Genomic DNA, 23,198 nt, shown 5'->3' on the forward strand with positions numbered 1-23,198 from the left:
TTGGAAAAGATGTTTCAGCCGCGCCCGGCCCCAGAACGCCGGCGCTACACTTCCGCCACAAAAATTCGCCGCAACGACGGCATCAAACGGGTGGAAGACAAATGAAACAGCAATTCCTGCGCAACCGCGCGGCGTTGGGCCTGGGCCTGTGCCTGGCGTTCGGCGCTGCCGCCACGCACGCCAGCACAGCCGACGGCGTGAAGATCGGCGTCCTGACGGACATGGCGGGCGTCACCGCCGACGCCACGGGCAAAGGCTCGGTGGAAGCCGCCCGACTGGCCATCGAGGAAATGGGGGGCTCGGTGCTGGGCAAGCCCATTTCGCTGGTGTCGGGCGACCACCAGCACCGCCCCGACATCGGCAGCAGCATGGTGCGCAAGTGGTACGACACCGACGGCGTGGACGTGGTGGTGGACGTGCCCAATTCATCCGTCGCGCTGGCGGTGCAGGGCATCGCGCGCGAAAAGAAAAAACTGGTGCTGTTCTCCAGCCCCGGCACCACCGCGCTGTCGCAGGCGCAATGCTCGCCCTACGGCGTGCAGTGGACCTACACCACCTATGCGCTGTCGCGCGGCACGGCCACCGCGGTTGTCAATGAAGGCAACAAGCGCTGGTTCATCCTGGCGTCCGACTACGCGTTCGGCAAGCAGCTGGCGGCGGACACCGAAGCCGTCGTCAAAGCCAACGGCGGCGAAGTGGTGGGCACCGTGTTCCACCCGCTGAACGCGTCCGACTTCGCGTCCTTCCTGCTCCAGGCGCAGGGGTCCAAGGCGCAGATCATCGCCATCGCGAACGCGGGCGGCGACACCATTTCGGCCATCAAGCAAGCCGCCGAATTCGGCATCGGCGGCACGCAGCAGCTGGCCGCCATGCTGCTGCTGATCACGGACGTGCACAGCCTGGGCCTGCAAGCGGCCCAGAAGACCTATCTGACCGTGCCGGCGTATTGGGACATGAACGACGGCACGCGCGCCTTCACGAAGAAGTTCGAAGCGCGCGTCGGCCGTCCGCCCACCTTCCTGCAAGCCGGCGTCTACAGTTCGGTGCGCCACTACCTGCAGGCGGTGAAGGCCGCGGGCACTGTGGATTCGGACGCCGTGATGGCGAAGATGAAGGCGATGCCCATCGACGACCCGTTCAGCCTGAACGCGCGCATCCGCGAGGACGGCCTGGTAGTGCGCGACATGATGCTGGCGCAGGTGAAGACGCCCGCGCAGTCCAAGGCGCCCTGGGACTACTACAACATCGTGCGCACCATCCCCGGCGACACGCTGGCCTGGCCGCTGTCGGAAAGCCAATGCCCGCTGGTCAAGAAATGAAATCGGCCGGGTCGCCGGCCGCCGCCGAGCCCGTCGCGCTGGCGGACTTCGGCAGCTTCTACGCGGGCGGCAAACCCGTGCGCGTAGCGGGCCTGCCGCCGCGCGACATCGCCTTCACGCAAAGCGCGACGCTGGCGTACGACCCCAACGGCCTGTACCACTTCGAACAGGCCTACGTGCAGTACTTCATTCCGGCCCGGCTGGCCCATCCGCTGCCCGTCGTGCTGCTGCACGGCGGCGGCATGACGGGCGCCATGTGGGAACAGACGCCGGACGGCCGGCCGGGGTGGATGCAGCACTTCCTGCGCCAGGGCCATGCGGTGTATGTAGTGGACAACGTCGAACGCGGCCGCGCCGGCTGGGCGCCGTTCCAGCAGGTCTGGCCCGAACCGCCCATCATCCGCAACGCGGAAGAAAGCTGGTCGCTGTTCCGCTTCGGGCGCGCCGAGGATTTCGAGGCGCGGCGCGCCTTCGCCGGGCAGCGCTTTCCCGTCGGCGCGTTCGACGATTTCATCCGCCACGCGGTGCCGCGCTGGCTGGGCAACAACGAGGCGGCCTTGCGGGGTTTCTGTGCCGTGCTGGACCGTGTCGGCCCCTGTCTGGTGCTGGCGCACAGCCATGGCGGCGAAGTGGCCTACCGGGCGCTGCATGCGCGGCCGGACCTGGTGCGCGGCGTGATCGGCATCGAGCCGTCGGGATTCTCCAGCGACGTCGTGGCCGCCGCGGTGGCGGACAAGCCGTTCCTGTTCGTCTATGGCGATTATCTGGATGCCACGCCGCTATGGCAGCGCCTGTGCGTTGCCGGCCAGGACTATGCCGACGCGCTCACGCGGCACGGCGCGCGGGTGGACGTGTGGCGACTGGCGGACCAGGGCATCGCGGGCAATTCCCACATGCCGATGATGGACGACAACAGCGACGACATCGCCGCACGCATCGGCGCCTGGATCCGCGGCGCGGCCGTGTAGAAGCACGGCGCGACGCCCTTCCTACGCCACGGGCTGCGGCGTTACTCGCGTACCGCCGCGGCCTTTTCCAGCGCCTGGGTCAGGTCGGCGATGATGTCTTCCGGCGATTCCAGGCCGATGTGCAGGCGCACCAGCGCGTTGTCGCCTTCGCCCCAATAGCGGTGCTTGGACAAGTCCTTGGGCGACACGAGCTGCACCAGGCTTTCGTAGCCGCCCCAGGAAAAGCCGATGCCGAAGAGCGTCAGCGCATCCACGAAGGCGCGCGCGGCCGCCGGCGACAGGCCCAGTTCCACCGACAGCATGCCGTTGGAACCCGTGCAATCGCGCTGCCACAGCGCATGCCCGGGGTCCGCCGGCCAGGCCGGGTGGAACAGGCGCACGGTTTCGGGACGGTGCTTGAAGAATTCGCACACCTGCAACGCGTGGCGCGCATGCTGCGCCATGCGGATCGGCATGGTGCGCACGCCACGCAGCGCCAGCCAGGCGTCATCGGCGCTGATGGAGTAACCCATCGCGTACTGCGTGCGGTTCAGCTTCTTGGCGATGGCCTCGTCGTTGGTGACGACCGCCCCCAGCATCAGGTCGGAGTGGCCGCCCACGTACTTGGTGCCAGCGATGACCGAGACCTGCGCGCCCAACATCAGCGGACGGTAGATGTAGCCCGACCCCCAGGTGTTGTCGGTGGCCAGCACCAGGCCGTGATCCTGCGCGAACGCGGCCATCGCACCCATGTCCAGCATTTCGAACAGCAGCGAACCAGGCGACTCCACATACAGCAGCTTCGTGTTCGGCTGCACCAGCGCTTCCAGGTCTTCGCCGGCCGCGAAATAGGTGATGTCGATGTTCATGCGCTTGAGCACCGCATCGTCCAGTTCGCGCATCGGGCCGTACACGCAGTCGGAGATCAGCGCGTGATCGCCCGCCGAGCACAAGGCCATCATGACCATCGTCATCGCCGACAGGCCCGAAGACGCCAGATAGCAATGCGTGCCGCCTTCCAGCTGCTTGAACACCTCTTCCAGCGCGGCATGCGTATCCATGCCCATGCGGCCGTAGGTGGTGGCGCGGCCGCCGGCCGCCTTGGTGCGCTGCGCCAGTTCCAGCGCGGCCAGGTTCTCGAAGCGGACCGTGCTGGCGCGCATGGGCGGCAGCGGCACCGGCGCGGTACCGGTTTCAGGGTGGAACGGGGCGGTGCCCGCGTGCTGCAAAACCGTATCGATGTGTTTGGTGGTCATCTTCAGGGGGAGTGCTTAAGAATGAACAGGGCCGGAATGAACAGGGCCGAAACCAAAAGGGCCGGAACAAAGGCGGACAGGGTGAACCTTATCAGGCGCGCGGCCGCCTGTCCCTAGGCCGCGACCCAGGCGACGCTTTCCGACAGCTCGGCGCGGTTCGTGCGGTAGCTGTTGGCGGGATGCGCGGTGTCGGCGTAGCCGAAGGAAATGCCGCAGACGACGCGGCGGCCCGCGCCGATGCCCAGCACGTCGCGCAACACCTCGGGATACATCGCCAGCGAGGCCTGCGCTACGGTCGCCACGCCGTTGGCCTGGGCCGCCAGCAGGAAATTCGCGACATAGCCGCCACAGTCCATCGCGCCGTATTCGCCCAGCGCCTCGTCGGTGGTGATGATGGCCACGTGCGGCGCGTCGAACAGCTGGAAGTTGCGCATTTCCTGGCGGCGGTAGGCCTCGCGGTCGCCGCGTTCCACGCCCACGGCGCCATACAGCTGGAAGCCCGATTCGCGGCGGCGCGCCAGATACTCGTCGCGGTATTCGCGGGGGAAGGGGAAGTCGGGGGTGAAGCCGGGGGTAGCGGCCGCCTGCTCCGCCCGGGCTTGCAGCGCCGCGCGCAGGCGTTCGGTGCCCGCGCCTTCCGTGATCGCCACTTGCCAGGGCTGGCAGTTGCACCAGGACGCCGTGCGCTGCGCCAGGGTCAGGATGCGTTCGATCGTGGTGCGCGGCACTGGCTTGGGCAGGAAAGCGCGGCAACTGTGGCGGGCTCGCAGCCAGTCTTCCAACGCGGCGTCGGGGCGGGTGTCGTTGTCGTCGCGGGTTTGCGGTTCCTGCGGGGCGTTTGCGGCCATGTCGTGTCTCTCTCCGGTTGCCGGCGCGTGGGGCCGGTGGATTTTGCCCTTATGATGCCATTCTCCGGCTGACCGGAGCCTTCCCGTTCCAGGCAAAACCTATGCTGCCCATCGATACCCTGATCGCGTTCTTCGGCATTGCCGTTCTGCTGGCCCTGACGCCCGGGCCGGACAACCTGTTCGTGCTGATGCAGTCGGCCATCTGGGGACGCAAGGCCGGCATGCTGGTGGTGCTGGGACTGTGCACGGGCCTGCTGGGCCACACGGCCGCCGTCGCGTTCGGGCTGGCGGCGGTATTCGCCGCGTCGCCCATGGCGTTCACGGTGCTGAAACTGGCGGGCGCCGCTTACCTGGCATATCTGGCGTGGCAGATCCTGCGCGCGCCGGTGGAGTCGGAGGCCGGCAAAGCGCCCGAACCGCTCAAGCCCGGCGCGTTGTACCGCCGCGGCATCGTGATGAACCTGACCAACCCGAAGGTGCTGCTGTTCTTCTTCGCCTTCCTGCCGCAGTTCACCTCGCCGGCGCTGGGCCCGGTCGGCATCCAGACCTTGCAGCTGGGCGCGGTGTTCATGGTGTCGACGCTGCTGGTGTTCGGCGCCATCGCGTTCTTCTCGGGCGCGTTCGGCGAATTGCTGCAGCGCTCGGTGACCGCCAAGCGCTGGTTGAACCGCATCGCCGCCCTGGTGTTCGTGGGCCTGGCCGTGCGGCTGGCGACGGCGACGCGATAGCCGGGTTGCCGTCGCCAGGCGGCCAAGATCAGGTCGCCGTAAAACGCACGATTCCGTCGACACCGGTGGCGCGCTTGAGCTTGCCTTCGAAATACAGCGCGTGCAGATGCGCCAGCGCCTCGCCCATGGCGAAGGTCAGCTGGTGCAGGTCCAGCTTGCGCTTGAACAGCACCGGCACGATGTCGGACGTGGATTGCGGCTGCGCGGCGCACGCCTCCAGCACTTCGGCCAGGCGGTCGCGGTGATGCTCGTGCTGCTGCGCGATGCGCTCGTGCAGACCGGTGAACGGACGGCCGTGCGAAGGCAGCACCAGGGTGTCGTCCGGCAGGCCGTCATAGCCGTCCAGTGAACGCAGATACAGCGGCAAGGGGTTGGCGTCGGGTTCGTAATCGAACACGCTGACGTTGGTGGAGATGCGCGGCAGCACCATGTCGCCCGAGATCAGCACGTTCAGGCCGGGCGAATGCAGCGACGCGTGCTCCGGTGCATGGCCATAGCCCACGATCACGCGCCAGTCGCGGCCGCCGATGCGGACCTGGTCGCCGTGCATGATGCGCGTATAGCGCGCCGGCACGGCGGGCACCAGGTTGGGGAAATAGTTGGCGCGCTGGCGGATCTGCTCTTGCGCTTCCAGGTCGGTCAGCCCGTGGCGGGCGAAGTGCTCCACCGCCGCTTGGCCGCCGGGGCCGGCGCCGGCGTCGTTCCTGCGCGACGACCACAGCGATGCGACCATGAAGTCCGTCATCGTCATCCACAGACGCGCGTCCCAACGTTCACAGAGCCAGTGGGCCAGGCCGATATGGTCGGGGTGCATGTGCGTGACCAGCACGCGCAGCACCGGCAGGCCTTCCAGTTCATTCTTGAAGACCTCTTCCCACAGCGACTTGACCTCGTCGCGCGCGATGCCACAGTCGACGATGGTCCAGCCGTCGCGGCCGTCGATGTTGTCGCGCAGCAGCCAGAGGTTGATATGATCCAGCGCGAACGGCAGCGGCATCCGGATCCATTTGACCCCCTCCGCCACGATGTGCGCCCGGCCGGCTTCGGGCTGGAAGTCCGCCCAGGGGTAGTTCAGTTTCTGTTCGTTGGGGTTCATTGCCTCTCGCTCCACGCTTGACGTTCACGTCAAGTCATCATAATTTACGTTTACGTAAACTGCCACACACCGCATGCCCTCGTCAACCTGGACCATCTCTGAACTCTCCCGCGAGTTCGACGTCACGCCCCGCACGATCCGCTTCTATGAAGACCAGGGGATCGTCAGCCCGGCGCGCGAGGGGCGCAACCGCATCTTCGGCCCACGCGACCGCACGCGCCTGAAACTGGCGTTGCGCGGCAAGCGCCTGGGCCTGCAACTGTCTGAAATCCTGACCCTGATCGACATGTACGATGGTCCCGGGGACACCGAGGTGCAGCTGCGCCAATACCTGAGCGTACTGGAACAGCACCGCGCCACACTGGAGCAGCAGCGCCGCGACATCGAAGACACCCTGCAAGAGATCGCCCAGCAGGAACGCGAATGCCGCGTGCTGCTGGCTCAGAAGCCCTGAGGCCGGGCACATGGGCGCCCTGCAGACCGTCGCGCTGTTCATCCTGACCGCGCTGGCCGAAATCGTCGGCTGCTATCTGCCCTACCTGTGGCTGCGCAAGGGCCATTCCATCTGGCTGCTGGCGCCTGCCGCGGCCAGCCTGGCGCTGTTCGCCTGGCTGCTGACGCTGCACCCGACCGCGTCGGGCCGCGTCTATGCCGCCTATGGCGGCGTCTACATCGGCATGGCGCTGCTGTGGCTGTGGGCGGTCGACGGCGTGCGGCCCAGCGCCAGCGACTGGATCGGCGTGGGCCTGTGCCTGGCCGGCATGCTGGTGATCATGTTCGGCCCGCGCGGCACGTAGGCGGCGCACCATCGGCGGCGCAGCCGCCGGGGCCGCGCGCCTCCTTTGCGTCCAGGCTTACTCCGCCTTGATGTTGCCTTCCTTGATGAGGCGGCCGTTGTTCACGAACTCGGCCTGCACCTGCTTGGCGAAGGCCTCGCCCGATGCGGTGCCCGGCTGCAGGTAGGACTTGGCCAGCAGGTCCTGGAAGTCGGCGCTGGCGATTGCCTTCGTCAACGCGGCCAGCAGCGCTTGCGACACGGCCGGCGGCAGGTTGGCGGGCGCGAACACGCCGAAGTTGGAGTAGTACTGCGCCTGCGGCAGCTTCAGTTCGGCCATCGTCGGCACGTCGGGCCAGGCGGCCAGGCGTTGCGGCGCCATCACCGCCAGCGGCCGGAGCGCGCCGTTGGCCACGTGCGGCAGCACGACGTCGCTGTTGACGACAAGCAGCTCGACCACGCCGCCCAGGCCGTCAGTCAGCGCCTGGCTGTTGCCGCGGTAGGGCACGTGCAGCATCTTGGTGCCGGTCTGCGCGGTGACGGCGGCCATGCCGATGTGGGCCACGGTGCCCTGGCCCGGGGTGCCGTAGCGCACGCCTTCGGGATGCGCGCGGGCGTATTCCACCAGACCGGCGAAATCTTTCACCGGCAACGCCTTGGTCGCCACGATGGCGACCGGGGCCACGGCCACGCTGGCCACCGGCGTCAGGTCCTTCATCGGGTCGTAGTTGGTCTTGGCCAGATGCGGGAAGATCGTCAGCGGGCTGGTCGAGGCCAGCAGCAAGGTGGTGCCGTCGGGCTGCGCGCGGGCGACGAAGTCCGTGCCCACCGAAGCGCCGGCGCCCGGCTTGTTTTCAACGATGACGGTGATGCCGGCTTCCTTGCGCAGCACATCGCCCAGGCGGCGCCCGATCGCGTCGGCGCTGCCGCCCGCGGTGTAGGGCACGACCAGCGTGACGGGCTTGGCGGGCCAGCTCTGGGCCATGGCGCCGCTTGCCATGATCGCCAAGGCCGCCCCCGCGGCCTTGATCAGCAATGTCTTCTTTTTCATATCGTCCTGGTGATGTTGCGTAGCACTGCGTTAGGTCAAGCGTGAAACGGGAAAAACATCAAGCGGGCTCGGCGGTCAGGCCGCCAGATAGCGTTGCGCCAGGCGAACCCAGTACGACGCGCCCGCCGGAATCAAAGCGTCATTGAAGTCATAGCTGGCGTTGTGCAGCATGCAGGGGCCCAGGCCGTGGCCGGCCATGCGGTGTTCGCCGTCGCCGTTGCCCAGGAACACGTAGCAGCCCGGCTTTTCCTGCAGCAGGAAGGCGAAATCTTCCGAGGCCATGGCGGGTTCGATGGTCAGCGCGCGGTCGTCCCCGACCACGTCGCGCATCACGCCCATGCAGAACTCGGTCTCGGCGACGGTGTTGACCAGCGCGGGGTAGCGGCGCTCGAAGAACACGTCGGCCTCGCAGCCATGCGCGGCGGCGATATTGCCGGCGATCTCCTTCATGCGGCGTTCGATCAGGTCCACCACGTCCGTGCTGTAGGCGCGCACCGAGCCGCCCAGCCAAGCGGTGTTCGGGATCACGTTGATGACGCTGCCGCCCGCCTGGACCTGTGTGATGGACAGCACGGCGGCGTCCAGCGGCCGCTTGCTGCGCGTCAGGATGGTCTGCAGCGACTGGCCGATGGCGAACAGCGCCGGCACCGGGTCGGCGCAATCCTGGGGCGCGGCGGCGTGGCCGCCCTTGCCCTTCACGGTGATCTTGAAGCCGTTGGCCGCCGCCATCATCGGGCCGGCGCACACGCCGAACGAGCCCGCCGGCAGGCCCGGCCAGTTGTGCATGCCGAACACCGCTTCGCACGGGAAGCGCGTGAACAGCCCGTCCTGGATCATGGCGCGCCCGCCCGCGCCGCCTTCCTCGGCGGGCTGGAAGCACAGGTAGACCGTGCCGTCGAAGCCGCCCGCGCTTTGCAGGTGCCGCGCCGCGGCCAGCAACATGGCGGTGTGGCCGTCGTGGCCGCAGCCGTGCATCTTGCCGTCGTGGCGCGAACGGTGCTCGAACTGATTTTCCTCTTGCATGGGCAGGGCGTCCATGTCGGCGCGCAGCATGATGGCGCGGTCGGACGCGCCGTGCCGGATCACGCCGACCACGCCGGTCTTGGCGATGCCGGTATGCGTTTCGATGCCCCAGCCGCGCAGCGTGTCCGCCACCACCTTGGCCGTCCGGTGCTCTTCGTAACAGAGCTCGGGGTGCATGTGGATATCGCGCCGCAGCGCCACAATTTCGTCCAGATTCGATAGTTCGAGCACGGCAAACTCCATAGCGCCAAAGCGGGATTCAGGGATCGGCTGGAATGTTACTCACCGCCGCTTCCCTGGGAGGACGCATTTCCCTAGGGATAACCCGACTCCAATTTACGTTTACGTAAACGTAATATTTGCGGTGCATCATTGCGCAGCGATGCGCGATCGGCGCATGATGAGCCCTCCGATGGCGGCAACGCGCCGATGGCAGGCGCCCATAAGAATGTAAGTACCCACTATCACGGAGACATCGATGAACCTTCCCGGCCTGAACTTCGACCTGGGCGAAGACCTGGACATGCTGCGCGACGCGGTGCGCAATTTCGCGCAGGCCGAGATCGCGCCCCGCGCGGCGGAAGTCGATCGCAGCGACCAGTTCCCCATGGACCTTTGGCGCAAATTCGGCGAACTCGGCGTGCTGGGCATGACGGCCGACGAGGAATACGGCGGCGCCAACATGGGCTATCTGGCCCATATGGTGGTGATGGAAGAGATTTCGCGCGCCAGCGCCTCCGTGGGCTTGTCCTACGGCGCCCACTCCAACCTGTGCGTGAACCAGATCAACCGCAACGGCACGGCGGCCCAGAAGGCCAAGTACCTGCCCAAGCTGATTTCCGGCGAACACGTGGGCGCCCTGGCCATGAGCGAGCCGGGCGCCGGTTCGGACGTCGTCAGCATGAAGCTGCGCGCCGAGAAGAAGGGCGACCGCTACGTGCTGAACGGCACCAAGATGTGGATCACCAACGGCCCGGACGCCGACACGCTGGTCGTCTACGCCAAGACCGACCCCGAAGCGCACCAGCGCGGCATCACCGCGTTCCTGGTGGAAAAGGGCTACAAAGGCTTCTCCGTGGCCCAGAAGCTGGACAAACTGGGCATGCGCGGCAGCCACACGGGCGAACTCGTGTTCCAGGACTGCGAGATCCCCGAGGAAAACGTGCTGGGCCAGGTCAACGGCGGCGTCAAGGTGCTGATGAGCGGCCTGGACTACGAACGCGCCGTGCTGTCCGGCGGCCCCCTGGGCATCATGCAGGCCGTGATGGACGTCGTCGTCCCCTATATCCACGACCGCAAGCAGTTCGGCCAGGCCATCGGCGAATTCCAGCTGATCCAGGGCAAGGTCGCCGACCTGTACACCACGCTGCAGGCCAGCCGCGCCTTCTGCTACCAGGTGGGCAAGAACCTGGACAAGCTGGGCGCCGAGCACGTGCGCCAGGTCCGCAAGGACTGCGCCGCGCTGATCCTGTACACGGCCGAAAAGGCCACGTGGATGGCCGGCGAAGGCGTGCAGATCCTGGGCGGCAACGGCTACATCAACGAATACCCGGTGGGCCGCCTGTGGCGCGACGCCAAGCTGTACGAGATTGGCGCCGGCACCAGTGAAATCCGCCGCATGTTGATCGGCCGCGAACTGTTCAACGAAACCGCCTGACCGTCCGGACCCAGCCGCCATGATCCGCATGTCCGATGTCCAGCATATCGAGCAGGCCCCCGCCCCGGGGCCCTCGCCGCTGGACGTCGCTCGGCTGATCCTGGCCGGGTTCGACCGGCACTACGCGCTGTTCCGCTACAGCGCGCAGCGCGCCAAGGCGCTGTTCGAATCCGGCGACTGGCACGGCATCCAGCATTTGTCGCGCGAACGCATCGAGTACTACGACATGCGGGTGCGCGAATGCGCCACTCAGCTGGAAGGCGTGCTGCGCGGCCGCCCCGAGGGCGCGCTGGGCACAGCGGCCGCGAACGGCGGGGGGGGCAATGGCGCAAATGCCACGAATGCTGCAAGGGGCAACAACGGCAACAACGGCGCCGAGGCGCCAGCGCTGACCGACGCCCAGACCGCCTATTGGCAGCACATCAAGCAGGAATTCGTGGGCCTGCTGGGCGAACACCGTCAACCGGAATGCGCCGAGACCTTCTTCAATTCGGTATCGTGCCGGCTGCTGCACCGCGACTATTTCCACAACGATTTCCTGTTCGTGCGCCCGGCCGTCGCGACCGACTACCTGGACAGCAGCACGCCGTCGTACCGGGTGTACTACCCGGCCGCGGACGGCCTTGAGAAAAGCCTGATCCGCATGGTGGCCGACTTTGGCCTGGCGCTGCCGTTCGAAGACCTGCCGCGCGACACCCGCATGCTGGCGCGCGCCGCGGTCGCGCAATTGCGCGCGCTGTTGCCGCGCGACGTCGGGCGGCGCATCGCCAGCGATTGCCAGGTCCATGCGCTGGGCTCGCTGTTCTTTCGCAACAAGGGCGCCTACATCGTCGGCCGCCTGATCAACCAGACCACCGTCTACCCCTTCGCCGTGGCGCTGACGCGCAACCCGGCGGGCCAGGTGACGCTGGACGCGCTGCTGCTGGGCGCGGACGACCTGAGCACGCTGTTCAGCTTCACGCGCGCCTACTTCCTGGTGGACATGGAAACGCCGGCCGCCGTGGTCAACTTCCTGGCGACGCTGCTGCCGCGCAAGCCCAAGGCCGAGCTCTACACCATGATCGGCCTGCAGAAGCAGGGCAAGACACTGTTCTACCGCGACTTCCTGCATCACCTGGCCCACTCGCGCGACGCCTTCGACATCGCGCCCGGCATCAAGGGCATGGTGATGTGCGTGTTCACGCTGCCGTCCTACCCGTATGTGTTCAAACTGATCAAGGACCGCATCGACAAAGACGGCATGGACCACGCCACCGTGCGCCGCAAGTACCAGATGGTGAAGCTGCACGACCGCGTGGGCCGCATGGCCGACACCTGGGAATATTCGCAGGTGGCGCTGCCGCGCAGCCGCTTCGCGCCCGCCCTGCTGGACGAACTACGCCGTCTGGTGCCCAGCCTGATCGAAGAAACCGGGGACACCGTCGTCATCCGCCATGTCTACATCGAACGGCGGATGACGCCGCTGAACATCTATCTGCGCCAGGCGTCCGACGCGCTGCTGGAACCCGCCGTCCGCGAGTACGGCGACGCGATCCGGCAGTTGGCGGCCGCCAATATCTTCCCCGGCGACATGCTTTACAAGAACTTCGGCGTCACGCGGCTGGGCCGGGTCGTCTTTTACGACTACGACGAAATCCAGCGCATGACCGAAATGAACTTCCGGCGCATCCCGCCGGCCCCCAACGAAGAAGCGGAAATGGCCGCCGAACCCTGGTACGCCATCGGACCGAACGACGTATTTCCCGAAGAATTCGGCCGCTTCCTGCTAGGCGATCCGCGCGTGCGCGGCGCCTTCATGCGCCACCACGCCGACCTGCTGGAACCGGATTGGTGGCAGGCCTGCCGCGCCCAGGTGGCGCAGGGCCGGATTGAAGAATTTTTCCCTTACGATACGGACAGACGCCTGCGACCGGCACGCCCTTCAAGCGACCGCGCGGAGCCGAACCCCAGACGCTGTCCCGACCCTCACAGGAGCTAGCCATGTCAGATCCCATTGTTATCGTTTCCATCGCCCGCACGCCCATGGGCGGCATGCTGGGCAGCCTGTCCGGCCTGGCCGCGCACGAGCTGGGCGCGGTGGCCATCAAGGCCGCCATCGAACGCGCGGGCATCAAGCCCGAGCAAGTCGATGAAGTCATCATGGGCAACGTGCTGCAAGCCGGCCAGGGCCAGGCGCCCGCGCGGCAAGCCGCACTGGGTGCCGGCCTGCCGCTGGGCGTGGCGTGCACCACGGTCCACAAAGTGTGCGGTTCGGGCCTGAAGGCCGCCATGTTCGGCCATGACCTGCTGGCGGCCGGCAGCGCCGAAGTCGTCGTCGCCGGCGGCCAGGAAAGCATGAGCAACGCGCCGTACCTGCTGCTGAAAGCGCGCCAGGGCTACCGCTTCGGCCACAACACCGTGTATGACCACATGGCGCTGGACGGCCTGGAAGACGCCTACGACAAGGGCAAGGCCATGGGCGTGTTCGCCGAAGACTGCGCCGCCAAGTACGAGTTCACGCGCGAGCAGCAGGATGCGTTCTCGCTGGAATCGCTGCGCCGCGCGCGCGCCGCCACCGAAGACGGCAGCTTCAAGTGGGAAATCGCCCCCGTGACGGTCGCCGGCCGCAAGGGCGACACCGTGATCGACACCGACGAAGCCCCCACCAAGGCCATGCCGGAAAAGATCCCCACGCTCAAGCCCGCCTTCAAGAAGGACGGCACCATCACCGCCGCGAACTCGTCGTCGATCTCCGACGGCGCCGCCGCCATGGTGCTGATGCGCGCCTCCACCGCCGAGAAGCTCGGCGTCAAGCCGCTGGCCCGCATCGTGGCGCACAGCCAGCACTCGCAGGAACCGGGCTGGTTCACCACCGCCCCCGTGGGCGCGCTGAAGAACCTGTTCGCCAAGACCGGCTGGAAGGCCGAAGACGTCGACCTGTACGAAATCAATGAAGCCTTCGCGGTGGTCACCATGGCCGCCATGACCGACTTCAAGCTGCCGCACGAAAAGGTCAACGTCAACGGCGGCGCCACCGCCCTGGGCCACCCGATCGGCGCATCGGGCGCCCGCCTGATGGCCACGCTGGTCGGCGCGCTGCGCAAGACCGGCGGCAAGCGCGGCGTGGCCACGCTGTGCATCGGTGGCGGCGAAGCCGTCGCGATGGCGATCGAGATGGTGTAAGACCTAGCGCTGCGCGCCAGCAAATATGCTGCGCGCAGCGCCGAACCTTCGCAAAAATTGCCGCCCCGCCGCCGGGCCGCCCCAAGGCGGGGCAGCCCCCTCGGGGGGCAGCAAGCGCGCGAAGCGTGCGCGGCGTGGGAGCTTCATCCTTCGGCCCACCGGGCAGCGAGACAAACCGCTCTACGAGCGCCTTCAAATTCCAATCAAGCAGGACGGGTGGAACCCCATGCCCATCATCGAATCCCGCATCAATCCGCGGTCGCAGGACTACACCGACAATGCGCGTGCCATGCAGGCGCAGCTGGATGACCTGAATCAGAAACTGGCGCAGACGGCGCTGGGCGGCAGCGAAGCCGCGCGCGCCAAGCACGTGGCGCGCGGCAAGTTGCTGCCGCGCGACCGCGTCGAGAACCTGATCGATCCGGGCACGCCGTTCCTGGAACTGTCGCCGATGGCGGCGCACGGCATGTACGACGGCGACGCGCCGGGCGCAGGCGTCATCACCGGCATCGGCCGCGTGTCGGGCACCGAATGCGTGATCGTCTGCAACGACGCCACGGTCAAGGGCGGCACGTACTACCCGATGACGGTCAAGAAGCACCTGCGCGCCCAAGAGATCGCCGCGCAGAACCATCTGCCTTGCGTGTATCTGGTGGACTCGGGCGGCGCCAACCTGCCGCAGCAGGACGAAGTGTTCCCCGACCGCGAGCACTTCGGCCGCATCTTCTACAACCAGGCGCAGATGTCCGCGCAGGGCATTTCGCAGATCGCCGTCGTGATGGGGTCGTGCACCGCCGGCGGCGCCTACGTGCCCGCCATGAGCGATGAGTCCATCATCGTGAAGAACCAGGGCACCATCTTCCTGGGCGGCCCGCCGCTGGTGAAGGCCGCCACCGGCGAAGAAGTCAGCGCCGAAGACCTGGGCGGCGGCGACGTGCACACGCGCCTGTCCGGCGTGGTGGACCACCTGGCCGCCAACGACATGCACGCGTTGCAGCTGGCGCGCAACGCGGTCGCCCGGCTGAACCGCAAGAAGCCCGCGCCGCCGGCCACGATCCCCGTGCGCGAGCCGCGCTTCGATCCCAGCGAACTGAACGGCATTATCCCCGCCGACACGCGCAAGCCCTACGACGTGCGCGAAGTCATCGCGCGCATCGTGGACGGCTCGGAATTCGATGAATTCAAAGCGCGCTTCGGCCCCACGCTGGTGACCGGTTTCGCCCACATTCAGGGCATGCCCGTCGGCATCGTCGCCAACAACGGCATCCTGTTTTCCGAGTCCGCGCAAAAGGGCGCGCACTTCATCGAACTGTGCGCGCAGCGCAAGATCCCGCTGGTGTTCCTGCAGAACATCACCGGCTTCATGGTGGGCCGCAAGTACGAAAACGAAGGCATCGCGCGCCACGGCGCGAAGATGGTGACGGCGGTGGCAACCGCCGCCGTGCCGAAATTCACCGTGCTGATCGGCGGCTCGTTCGGCGCCGGCAACTACGGCATGTGCGGCCGCGCCTATTCGCCCCGCATGCTGTTCATGTGGCCCAACGCCCGCATCTCGGTGATGGGCGGCGAACAGGCCGCAAGCGTGCTGGCCACGGTCAAGCGCGACGGCATCGAGGCGCGCGGCGGCAAGTGGTCGGCTGACGAGGAAGCCGCCTTCAAGGCGCCCATCCGCGAACAGTACGAGCACGAGGGCCACCCGTACTACGCCACGGCGCGCCTGTGGGACGACGGCATCATCGCGCCGGCGGATACGCGCCGCGTGCTGGGCCTGGCCTTGTCGGCCGCGCTGAACGCGCCGATCGAAGACACGAAGTTCGGCGTCTTCCGGATGTAGGGCACAAGCCCGCGCACCCGCAGCACCGCAGTTCAAGAAGAATTACAGCCAGGATGACATCCATGTTCGACACTTTGCTGATTGCCAACCGCGGAGAGATCGCCTGCCGCGTCGCCGCCACCGCCCGCCGCATGGGGCTGCGCACCGTCGCCGTGTATTCGGACGCGGACGCCAACGCGCGCCATGTGGCCGCCTGCGACCAGGCCGTGTACATCGGCGGATCGGAACCGCGCGCCAGCTACCTGCGCGCCGACGCCATCCTGCAGGCCGCGATCGACACCGGCGCGGGCGCGATCCACCCCGGCTACGGCTTCCTGTCGGAAAACGAAGCGTTCGCCGAAGCCGCTGAAAAGGCCGGCATCGCTTTCGTCGGCCCGCCCGCGTCCGCCATTGCCGCCATGGGCAGCAAGTCGGCCGCCAAGACCCTGATGGAGAAGGCCGGCGTGCCGCTGGTGCCCGGCTATCACGGCGACAACCAGGACCCGCAGTTCCTGAAGACCCAGGCCGACGGCATCGGCTACCCCGTGCTCATCAAGGCCAGCGCAGGCGGCGGCGGCAAAGGCATGCGCGTGGTGGAATCGTCGGGCGCGTTCCTGGACGCGCTGGCCTCCTGCCAACGCGAAGCCGCCTCCAGCTTCGGCGACGACCGCGTGCTGATCGAACGCTACCTGCAAAAGCCGCGCCACATTGAAATCCAGGTGTTCGCGGACACGCACGGCAACTGCGTCTACCTGTTCGAGCGCGATTGCTCGGTGCAGCGCCGCCACCAGAAGGTGATCGAAGAAGCGCCGGCCCCGGGCATGACGGAAGAACGCCGCCGCGCCATGGGCGAAGCAGCGGTCGCCGCCGCGCGCGCCGTCGGCTACGTGGGCGCGGGCACGGTCGAGTTCATCGCCGAACCGGACGGCCGCTTCTACTTCATGGAAATGAACACGCGCCTGCAAGTGGAGCACCCGGTCACTGAAATGATCACGGGCCACGACCTGGTCGAATGGCAGTTGCGCGTGGCCGCCGGCCAGCCGCTGCCGGCGCGCCAGGAAGACCTGCGCATCAACGGCCATGCCATCGAGGCCCGCATCTACGCCGAGAACCCGGAGAAGGGCTTCCTGCCGTCGATCGGCACGCTGGCCTACCTGGGCCTGCCCCCGCACACCGCGTTCGCCAACGGCGACGTCCGCGTCGACGGCGGCGTGCGCACGGGCGACACGATCACCCCGTTCTACGACCCCATGATCGCCAAGCTGATCGTGCACGGCGCCGACCGCGACCAGGCCCGCGCCCGCATGCTGCAGGCGCTGGCCCAGACGCAGGCCGTGGGCGTGCAGACCAACGTGGCGTTCCTGTCGCGCCTGATGCAGGACAGCGCCTTTGCCGCCGCCGACCTGGACACGGGCCTGATCGAACGCCAGCGCGCCACGCTGCTGCCGGAACCGCAGGCGGCCAGCGCCGCCACGCTGGCGCTGGCCTCGGCCGCCGTGCTGGTGCGCCAGGGCCTGGCCCAGCCCGGCCCGCAAACCGCCGGCAAGGGCCCGTCCGACCCCTGGGACGCGCGCGACGGCTGGCGCCTGGGCAACCAGTACCAGCGCCATCTGCAGTGGGTGGACAACGGCGAGACGCGCCGCGTGACCGTCGCCCGCGAAGGCGGCGCCTGGACGCTGGATGCCGGCTCGGGTGCGCAACCCTTCCTGTGGCGCTCGCACGCCAGCGCCAATCCCAACCTGGCCTACGGCCTGCGCATCACCCTGGCAGGCCATGAGAACGCTGGCACGGTCGTCCTGCATGCCGACCGCGCCCATGTGTTCGGCGAAGACGGCGTGCACGTGCTGGAGCTCTATGACCCCTTGACGCACGCCCAGGACACGCAGGGCGAGCACGGCGGCGGCCTGACCGCGCCGATGCCCGGCAAGATCATCTCGATCTCGGTCAAGGCGGGCGACACGGTCGAAAAGGGCCAGCCGCTTCTGGTCATGGAAGCCATGAAGATGGAGCACACGATCTCGGCGCCGGCGGACGGCAAGATCGAAGAAGTGTTCTACAGCGTCGGCGACCAGGTCACGGAAGGCGCGGAACTGGTGTCGATCGGCGCCTAGCCCCTGGCCCCGGCCGCCCGGCACGCGGCCACCCGACAAGCGCCCGCCCATGCGGGCGCTTTTTATTTATGCGTCTGACGCAATCACTTATCGAAATAGATTGTCCTTGTTATCAATGACAGGGGACTTCTATCCTCGTTGCAACGTCATCCGACAGCCACGAGGAGATTCTGATGAGCGCGGTTCTGCAAACGCCGGCGTCGCCCGCCGCAATGGTGCCGGCCGGGGTGGACCTGGTCGAGTACTACTACGAACGCGGGTTCACCGACGGCCTGCCGGTCGTGCCGCCGACCCGGGAGAAGATCGACGAAGTCATCGCGCGCCTGGGCGGCGACGGCAGTGTCGTGGAAGCCCGCGTGGCGCCGCGCTGGGGCGAGCTGACGCGCGAAGTGCTCGCCATCAACATGGTGATGGCCGGCTGCAAGCCCGAGTACGCGCCCGTGGTGCTGGCCGCCGTCAAGGCAGTGACCGACCAGGCATTCAACCTGAACGGCGTGCAGGCCACCACGCACGTGGCCGCCCCCTTGCTGATCGTCAACGGGCCGATCGCGCGCGAGATCGGCATGAACGGCGGCGTCAACGCCTTCGGTTCCGGCAACCGCGCCAACGCCACCATCGGCCGCGCGCTGCGCCTCATCATGCTCAACGTAGGCGGCGGCTGGCCGGGCGACCTGGACAAGAGCACGCTGGGCCACCCCGGCAAATATACCTACTGCGTGTGCGAAAACGAGCTGCAAAGCCCCTTGGCGCCGTATCACGTGGAACACGGCTACAAGGCCGAAGACTCAACCGTCTTCGCGATGGCGGCCGAGGCGCCGCACAGCGTGACCAACCATATCTCGAACGACCCCGAGGGCATCCTGGACACGATGTGCTCGGCCATGAGCACCATCGCGTCCAACAGCGCCGTGCTGGGCGGCCACATCGCGGTGGTGCTGGGGCTTGAACACGCGCAGACCATCGGCAAGCACGGCTGGTCGCGCGCCGACGTGCGCAACTACCTGTACGTCAACCACGGCAACCGCTTCATCGACCTGGCCTATGGCCACCGCTACGGCAAGGTCTACAACCGCAATCTGCCCAAGTACTACAAGCGCGAAGACGACACCCGCATTCCCATCGTGCACAGCCCCGACCACATCCACCTGTTCGTGATGGGCGGCGAGGCCGGGCGCTTTTCCGTGCTGATCCCCGGCTGGGGGCACATGAGCACGCCGGTGCTGCGCGCGATCGACGGCGCCAGCGCGGACAGCGGCGATTGCACGAGCGGCGCCTGCGCCATCTGACGCGGCGCCCCCACACGACAACCCGGAGCACAGACATGTTGATGAACGATATGGAAAAGGTCGCGGTGTTCGACCCGCGCGGCGCGCTGCGCTTTACCGATGTGCCGGTCTCGGCGCGCAAGCAGGCCCTGGCCGGCTTGCGGCTGGGCATCCTGGACAACTCGAAGTGGAACGCCAACAAGCTGTTGCGCGGCGCCGCCGCGGCGTTGGGCGAGGACATCGACTTCGCGCAGGTGAACTACTACGTCAAGCACAGCTTCTCGAAAGACGCCGCGCCCGAACTGATCGAGCGCATCGCGGCCGAGAACGACGTGGTGCTGACGGCCATCGGCGATTGCGGCTCGTGCTGCTCGGCCTGCGTGCGCGACTCCATCGCGCTGGAACGGCTGGGCGTGCCCAGCGCGGTCATCATCACCACCGAGTTCGCGCGCGAAACGGAATTGACGCGCCAGGCCATCGGCATGAAGGCGTTGGAGCCCGTCGTGATCGCCCATCCGGTCAGTTCCATCACGGCCGAAGAGGTGGCGCAACGCGTCGCCCAGATCAAGGAGCAGGCGCAGCAGGTGTGGCTGGGCACCAAGGCGCCGTTGCAGGTGCGCGTGGAATTGCAGTAACGGCCTGCAGAAAGGGCCTGCAGAAAAGGCCGCGCCGCCTAGCGGCGACAAACGGGGGAGGGAAAGATGGGCGCACTGTCGCACTTGCGGGTGCTGGACCTTTCACGCGTGCTGGCCGGCCCCTGGGCCAGCCAGCTGCTGGCGGACCTGGGCGCGGAGGTCATCAAGATCGAGCGCCCCGGCCTGGGCGACGACACGCGTGGCTGGGGGCCGCCCTGGATCCGCGACCCGCAATGGGGCGACGTCGCGCAATCCGCCTACTTCGCCGGTGCCAACCGCAACAAGCAGTCGGTCGCCGTCGACATCGCCACGCCCGACGGCCAGCGGCTGGTGGCGGCGCTGGCGGCGCAATGCGACGTGCTGATCGAGAACTTCAAGGTGGGCGGGCTGCAAGCCTATGGCCTGGACTACGCCACGCTCAAAGACCGTCACCCTGGGCTGGTGTATTGCTCGATCACCGGCTTCGGGCAGACCGGCCCCTATGCCGCGCGGCCCGGCTACGACTTCCTGATCCAGGGCATGGGCGGCCTGATGAGCATCACCGGCCGCGGCGACGGTGAGCCCGGGGCCGGCCCGTTGAAAGTCGGCGTGGCGCTGACGGACATCCTGACGGGCCTGTACGCCACCGCCGGCATCCAGGCGGCGCTGGCGCATCGCGACCGCACCGGCGAAGGCCAGCACATCGACGTCGCGCTGCTGGACGTGCAAGTCGCCGCGCTGGCCAATCAGGCCATGAATTACCTGGCCAGCGGCAACCCGCCCGATCGTCTTGGCAACGCGCATCCCAACATCGTGCCCTATCAGGACTTCGCCACCCTGGACGGCCACGTCATCGTCACCGTGGGCAACGACGGGCAGTTCCGCCGGTTCTGCGGCGCCATGGGCCGCCCCGAGCTGGCTGACGACCCGCGCTATGCCACCAATACCGCGCGCCTGGCGTCGCGTGACACCCTGATCCCGCAAATCCAGGCGCAGATGGCGCAACAGTCCAGCGCGCACTGGCTACGCACGCTGGAAGCGCTGGCCGTGCCGTGCGGGCCGATCAACGGGCTGGCCGACGTGTTCGCCGATCCGCAAGTCCTGCAGCGCGGCTTGCGCGTGCCGATGCCGGACGCGCAGGCCGGTTGCGCCGATCTGGTCGGCAACCCGCTGCATCTGTCGGCCACGCCCGTGGCGTATCGCAGCGCGCCCCCGGTCTTGGGCGCCCACACCGAATCCGTCTTGCGGGACATGTTGGGGCTGCAACCGCAGACGCTTGCCGAACTGCAGCGCAATGGCGCGATCGCGGTCGGTTCCTGAGATGTGCCAACACAAGAAAGACACAAGGGAGACAAACCATGGAACCATTCACCCGAGCGGTTGCGCCGCGCAGCATCGTCAGACGGCGGTTGTTGATCGGCGCCGCGGGCGCCGCCCTGGGGTCGCTGAGTAGCGGCGCACGGGCGCTGGCGGCGTCCGGCTACCCGACCAAGCCGTTGCGCGTCGTCATCCCTTACCCGCCGGGCGGCCCGACCGATATCGTGGGCCGCATCGTCTCAGCGGCCTTGGCCGACAAGCTGGGTCAGTCGGTGGTCATCGACAACCGGCCCGGCGCCAGCGGCATGATCGGCGCCGACATGGTGGCCAAGGCCCCGCCTGACGGCTATGTGCTGCTGGTCAACGTGTCGGGTCAACTGGTGAACCCCGCGCTGTACGCCAACATGTCGCATGATCCGCTCAAGGACTTCCGCGGCATCACCAACCTGGCCTCCACGCCGATCCAGCTGGTGGTCAGCGCCAACTCGCCGGTGCGTTCGGTCGCGGAACTGGTGGCGATGGTTCGGTCCCAGCCGGGCCGGCACAACTTCGCGTCGTCCAGCAACGGCACGCCCGGCCATTTGGCCGGCGAAGTGTTCAAGGCGGCCGCCAAGCTGGACGCCACACATATCCCGTACAAGGGCAGCGCGCCGGCGCTGACCGATGTGATCGGCGGCCAGGTCACCTACATGCTGGATTCGATGCCGTCGTCGATCAGCCTGGTCAAGGGCGGCAAGCTGCGTGCGCTGGCGGTCACGTCCGACACACGCGTGGCCGCACTGCCGGAGGTGCCCACCTTCGCCGAGCTGAACTATCCGACCGTCAACCTCACCACCTGGTACGGGATGTGGGCGCCGGCACAGACGCCGCCGGCATTGGTCGCGAGCCTGTACCAGGCCGTGAACGATGTCCTGCAGCGGCCCGACGTGCGGGCGCGCCTGACCGACGTGCAGGCCATGCCGATAGGCGATACGCCGGACCACTTCGACACCTATTGCCGCAGCGAAGCGAAGCGCTATGCCGACATCGTGCGGCTGGCCGGCATCCGGCTGCAGTAATCGCCGTCGCGCCTAGGGTGTCGCGCGGCGCGCGCGGCGGGCCCGTGCCGGCGGCACGACCTGCACCCAGTCGCTCTGCAATTGCGCCAGGAAGCCGCTGGCGCTGGGGGTCAGGCCGCGCTCTTTCAGGAACACCACGCCGATGGCCTGGCTGAGCGCGGGCTTGACGAGCGGCCGCGCCACCAGGTCCGCGCTCAGCGCGGCCGGCACGGCCCCGCCCGGCACGATCGCAATGCCCACCCCGGCCCACACGCACTGCATCACGGTGGCGAATTGGCTTACGGTGACGGCATGACGCAGCGGCACCGCTGCGATGGACGCGTAGCTGTCGATCAGGCGACGCGTCTGCGCCTCGCGGGGCAGCGACACCAGCGCATAAGGCGCCAGTTGCTCGAGCGTGACGCCGGCTTCCGCCGACAGCGGATGATTGCGCGGCATCACCACATGGAAGGCTTCGCGGCCCAACGACACGACCGAGAACTCGTCGGGCACTTCATCAATGTACGTGATGCCCATGTCCGCCACGCCGCTGCGCACATCGTCCAGCACCGTGCCATGCACGCCTTCGCGGATCTGCAGTTCGATGCGCGGCCGGGATTCGCGGTAGCGCGCCACGATGCCGGGCAATTGCGTGTACGCGACCGACATCACCGCGGACACGATGCTGCGGCCGCGCTGCTCGTCGGAGATCTCGCGCATGTTCTCGAACGAAATCCGCAGGTCCGCCAGGACGCGGTTGGCCAGCGACACGAACTCCAGGCCCGCCGCCGTCGTTTCGACCCGGCGCGTGGAACGATGGAACAGTTCGACGCCGACGGCCTTTTCCACGCGCTGCACCGTGCGGGTCAGCGCAGGCTGAGAGATATTCAATGTCAGCGCGGCGGCGACGAAGCTGCCGCACTCGGCGACCATGCAGATGGCCTGGAGTTCGCGCGAGCTTAAGTCGGGAAGCGTGACCATCGATGGATGCCCTTGTCGTGGATGACTGATGCGCCAAGCGGAATTATAAGTAGCGCCGCGCGGCATCCGGCATAAGTTCATAACCGGATGAAGGGTGTCGCTCGGCGCGCATGCGCAAAGATTCTTAGCTTCCCGTCAGCCAATTGTCCCTAGAATGCAACTTCCGGTGCGCCCCGCGCCAACCCCGCATCCCCGCAC

The 23,198-nt window shown here is 67.5% G+C and carries 20 protein-coding genes; 14 read left to right on the forward strand and 6 right to left on the reverse strand.

Annotated elements, in window-relative coordinates:
- The first annotated feature begins 101 nt into the window (after nucleotides 1-101).
- Nucleotides 102-1,319, forward strand: a complete 1,218-nt coding sequence (locus A9973_RS28335) for an ABC transporter substrate-binding protein (protein ID WP_183016925.1) — start codon at nucleotides 102-104, stop codon at nucleotides 1,317-1,319.
- A complete protein-coding gene (locus A9973_RS28340) occupies nucleotides 1,298-2,287 on the forward strand; it encodes an alpha/beta fold hydrolase (RefSeq protein WP_183016926.1) in 990 nt (329 codons plus the stop codon). The genes A9973_RS28335 and A9973_RS28340 overlap by 22 nt, the downstream gene beginning before the upstream one ends.
- A 41-nt stretch (nucleotides 2,288-2,328) precedes the next feature.
- On the opposite strand, the gene metC is transcribed toward A9973_RS28340, so the two are convergent.
- Together metC and A9973_RS28350 are read right to left on the reverse strand one after the other, a co-directional pair.
- Nucleotides 2,329-3,522, reverse strand: a complete 1,194-nt coding sequence (gene metC / locus A9973_RS28345) for a cystathionine beta-lyase (RefSeq protein ID WP_183016927.1) — start codon at nucleotides 3,520-3,522, stop codon at nucleotides 2,329-2,331.
- 113 nt (nucleotides 3,523-3,635) lie between these two features.
- Nucleotides 3,636-4,370 carry a nitroreductase gene (locus A9973_RS28350; protein WP_183016928.1) on the reverse strand — a complete coding sequence of 245 codons (735 nt, stop codon included), beginning with the start codon at nucleotides 4,368-4,370 and terminating at the stop codon, nucleotides 3,636-3,638.
- 101 nt (nucleotides 4,371-4,471) lie between these two features.
- Between A9973_RS28350 and A9973_RS28355 the strand changes: the two genes are divergently transcribed.
- The gene (locus A9973_RS28355; protein ID WP_183016929.1) at nucleotides 4,472-5,098 is read left to right on the forward strand and encodes a LysE family translocator; all 627 of its coding nucleotides are present in this window, start codon (nucleotides 4,472-4,474) and stop codon (nucleotides 5,096-5,098) included.
- Between the two features lie 28 nt (nucleotides 5,099-5,126).
- On the opposite strand, the gene A9973_RS28360 is transcribed toward A9973_RS28355, so the two are convergent.
- Nucleotides 5,127-6,194, reverse strand: coding sequence for an MBL fold metallo-hydrolase (locus tag A9973_RS28360; protein ID WP_183016930.1), 1,068 nt, complete (start codon nucleotides 6,192-6,194; stop codon nucleotides 5,127-5,129).
- A gap of 73 nt (nucleotides 6,195-6,267) precedes the next feature.
- Between A9973_RS28360 and A9973_RS28365 the strand changes: the two genes are divergently transcribed.
- Together A9973_RS28365 and A9973_RS28370 are read left to right on the forward strand one after the other, a co-directional pair.
- Entirely contained in the window at nucleotides 6,268-6,648 is a 381-nt protein-coding gene (locus A9973_RS28365; protein WP_088589798.1) for a MerR family DNA-binding transcriptional regulator, read from the forward strand.
- A 10-nt stretch (nucleotides 6,649-6,658) separates the two neighbouring features.
- A complete protein-coding gene (locus tag A9973_RS28370) occupies nucleotides 6,659-6,991 on the forward strand; it encodes a YnfA family protein (RefSeq protein ID WP_183016931.1) in 333 nt (110 codons plus the stop codon).
- Between the two features lie 57 nt (nucleotides 6,992-7,048).
- Here the strand turns inward: A9973_RS28370 and A9973_RS28375 are convergent, their stop codons facing one another.
- Together A9973_RS28375 and A9973_RS28380 are read right to left on the reverse strand one after the other, a co-directional pair.
- Nucleotides 7,049-8,020 carry a tripartite tricarboxylate transporter substrate binding protein gene (locus A9973_RS28375; RefSeq protein WP_183016932.1) on the reverse strand — a complete coding sequence of 324 codons (972 nt, stop codon included), beginning with the start codon at nucleotides 8,018-8,020 and terminating at the stop codon, nucleotides 7,049-7,051.
- 75 nt (nucleotides 8,021-8,095) lie between these two features.
- Complete coding sequence (locus A9973_RS28380; protein ID WP_183016933.1) at nucleotides 8,096-9,274, reverse strand: M20 aminoacylase family protein; 1,179 nt, start codon at nucleotides 9,272-9,274, stop codon at nucleotides 8,096-8,098.
- A 247-nt stretch (nucleotides 9,275-9,521) separates the two neighbouring features.
- Between A9973_RS28380 and A9973_RS28385 the strand changes: the two genes are divergently transcribed.
- The 9 genes from A9973_RS28385 (at nucleotide 9,522) to A9973_RS28425 (ending at nucleotide 22,040) form a co-directional block, all read left to right on the forward strand.
- On the forward strand, nucleotides 9,522-10,700 hold the full coding sequence (locus tag A9973_RS28385; protein WP_183016934.1) for an isovaleryl-CoA dehydrogenase: 1,179 nt from the start codon (nucleotides 9,522-9,524) through the stop codon (nucleotides 10,698-10,700).
- Nucleotides 10,701-10,719: 19 nt separating this feature from the next.
- On the forward strand, nucleotides 10,720-12,678 hold the full coding sequence (gene aceK, locus A9973_RS28390; RefSeq protein WP_183016935.1) for a bifunctional isocitrate dehydrogenase kinase/phosphatase: 1,959 nt from the start codon (nucleotides 10,720-10,722) through the stop codon (nucleotides 12,676-12,678).
- 2 nt (nucleotides 12,679-12,680) lie between these two features.
- A complete protein-coding gene (locus A9973_RS28395; protein ID WP_183016936.1) occupies nucleotides 12,681-13,862 on the forward strand; it encodes an acetyl-CoA C-acetyltransferase in 1,182 nt (393 codons plus the stop codon).
- A 226-nt stretch (nucleotides 13,863-14,088) separates the two neighbouring features.
- Nucleotides 14,089-15,696, forward strand: coding sequence for a carboxyl transferase domain-containing protein (locus A9973_RS28400; protein WP_183016937.1), 1,608 nt, complete (start codon nucleotides 14,089-14,091; stop codon nucleotides 15,694-15,696).
- A 62-nt stretch (nucleotides 15,697-15,758) separates the two neighbouring features.
- Nucleotides 15,759-17,786: an acetyl/propionyl/methylcrotonyl-CoA carboxylase subunit alpha gene (locus A9973_RS28405; protein ID WP_183016938.1), complete on the forward strand. Its 2,028-nt coding sequence runs from the start codon at nucleotides 15,759-15,761 to the stop codon at nucleotides 17,784-17,786.
- Between the two features lie 173 nt (nucleotides 17,787-17,959).
- Entirely contained in the window at nucleotides 17,960-19,072 is a 1,113-nt protein-coding gene (locus A9973_RS28410) for a hypothetical protein (protein ID WP_183016939.1), read from the forward strand.
- Nucleotides 19,073-19,107: 35 nt separating this feature from the next.
- On the forward strand, nucleotides 19,108-19,686 hold the full coding sequence (locus A9973_RS28415) for a UGSC family (seleno)protein (RefSeq protein WP_183016940.1): 579 nt from the start codon (nucleotides 19,108-19,110) through the stop codon (nucleotides 19,684-19,686).
- Between the two features lie 66 nt (nucleotides 19,687-19,752).
- Entirely contained in the window at nucleotides 19,753-20,985 is a 1,233-nt protein-coding gene (locus tag A9973_RS28420) for a CaiB/BaiF CoA-transferase family protein (protein ID WP_183016941.1), read from the forward strand.
- A gap of 38 nt (nucleotides 20,986-21,023) precedes the next feature.
- Nucleotides 21,024-22,040 (forward strand): tripartite tricarboxylate transporter substrate binding protein, encoded by a 1,017-nt coding sequence (locus A9973_RS28425; RefSeq protein ID WP_255469329.1) that lies wholly within the window; start codon nucleotides 21,024-21,026, stop codon nucleotides 22,038-22,040.
- A gap of 12 nt (nucleotides 22,041-22,052) precedes the next feature.
- On the opposite strand, the gene A9973_RS28430 is transcribed toward A9973_RS28425, so the two are convergent.
- Nucleotides 22,053-23,000 carry a LysR family transcriptional regulator gene (locus tag A9973_RS28430; RefSeq protein WP_183016942.1) on the reverse strand — a complete coding sequence of 316 codons (948 nt, stop codon included), beginning with the start codon at nucleotides 22,998-23,000 and terminating at the stop codon, nucleotides 22,053-22,055.
- Between the last annotated feature and the right edge of the window lie 198 nt (nucleotides 23,001-23,198).

The organism is Achromobacter sp. UMC46 (genome assembly GCF_014170335.1).
Classification (GTDB): Bacteria; Pseudomonadota; Gammaproteobacteria; order Burkholderiales; family Burkholderiaceae_B; genus Achromobacter.

Coding starts and splice junctions, on each gene's coding strand:
- A9973_RS28365 (WP_088589798.1), top strand. CDS start 6,268: ATGCCCTCGTCAACCTGGACCATCTCTGAACTCTCCCGCGAGTTCGAC.
- A9973_RS28335 (WP_183016925.1), top strand. CDS start 102: ATGAAACAGCAATTCCTGCGCAACCGCGCGGCGTTGGGCCTGGGCCTG.
- metC (WP_183016927.1), bottom strand. CDS start 3,522: ATGACCACCAAACACATCGATACGGTTTTGCAGCACGCGGGCACCGCC.
- A9973_RS28405 (WP_183016938.1), top strand. CDS start 15,759: ATGTTCGACACTTTGCTGATTGCCAACCGCGGAGAGATCGCCTGCCGC.
- A9973_RS28400 (WP_183016937.1), top strand. CDS start 14,089: ATGCCCATCATCGAATCCCGCATCAATCCGCGGTCGCAGGACTACACC.
- A9973_RS28375 (WP_183016932.1), bottom strand. CDS start 8,020: ATGAAAAAGAAGACATTGCTGATCAAGGCCGCGGGGGCGGCCTTGGCG.
- A9973_RS28415 (WP_183016940.1), top strand. CDS start 19,108: ATGTTGATGAACGATATGGAAAAGGTCGCGGTGTTCGACCCGCGCGGC.
- A9973_RS28340 (WP_183016926.1), top strand. CDS start 1,298: ATGCCCGCTGGTCAAGAAATGAAATCGGCCGGGTCGCCGGCCGCCGCC.
- A9973_RS28425 (WP_255469329.1), top strand. CDS start 21,024: ATGGAACCATTCACCCGAGCGGTTGCGCCGCGCAGCATCGTCAGACGG.
- A9973_RS28370 (WP_183016931.1), top strand. CDS start 6,659: ATGGGCGCCCTGCAGACCGTCGCGCTGTTCATCCTGACCGCGCTGGCC.
- A9973_RS28410 (WP_183016939.1), top strand. CDS start 17,960: ATGAGCGCGGTTCTGCAAACGCCGGCGTCGCCCGCCGCAATGGTGCCG.
- A9973_RS28355 (WP_183016929.1), top strand. CDS start 4,472: ATGCTGCCCATCGATACCCTGATCGCGTTCTTCGGCATTGCCGTTCTG.
- aceK (WP_183016935.1), top strand. CDS start 10,720: ATGATCCGCATGTCCGATGTCCAGCATATCGAGCAGGCCCCCGCCCCG.
- A9973_RS28395 (WP_183016936.1), top strand. CDS start 12,681: ATGTCAGATCCCATTGTTATCGTTTCCATCGCCCGCACGCCCATGGGC.
- A9973_RS28385 (WP_183016934.1), top strand. CDS start 9,522: ATGAACCTTCCCGGCCTGAACTTCGACCTGGGCGAAGACCTGGACATG.
- A9973_RS28360 (WP_183016930.1), bottom strand. CDS start 6,194: ATGAACCCCAACGAACAGAAACTGAACTACCCCTGGGCGGACTTCCAG.
- A9973_RS28430 (WP_183016942.1), bottom strand. CDS start 23,000: ATGGTCACGCTTCCCGACTTAAGCTCGCGCGAACTCCAGGCCATCTGC.
- A9973_RS28350 (WP_183016928.1), bottom strand. CDS start 4,370: ATGGCCGCAAACGCCCCGCAGGAACCGCAAACCCGCGACGACAACGAC.
- A9973_RS28420 (WP_183016941.1), top strand. CDS start 19,753: ATGGGCGCACTGTCGCACTTGCGGGTGCTGGACCTTTCACGCGTGCTG.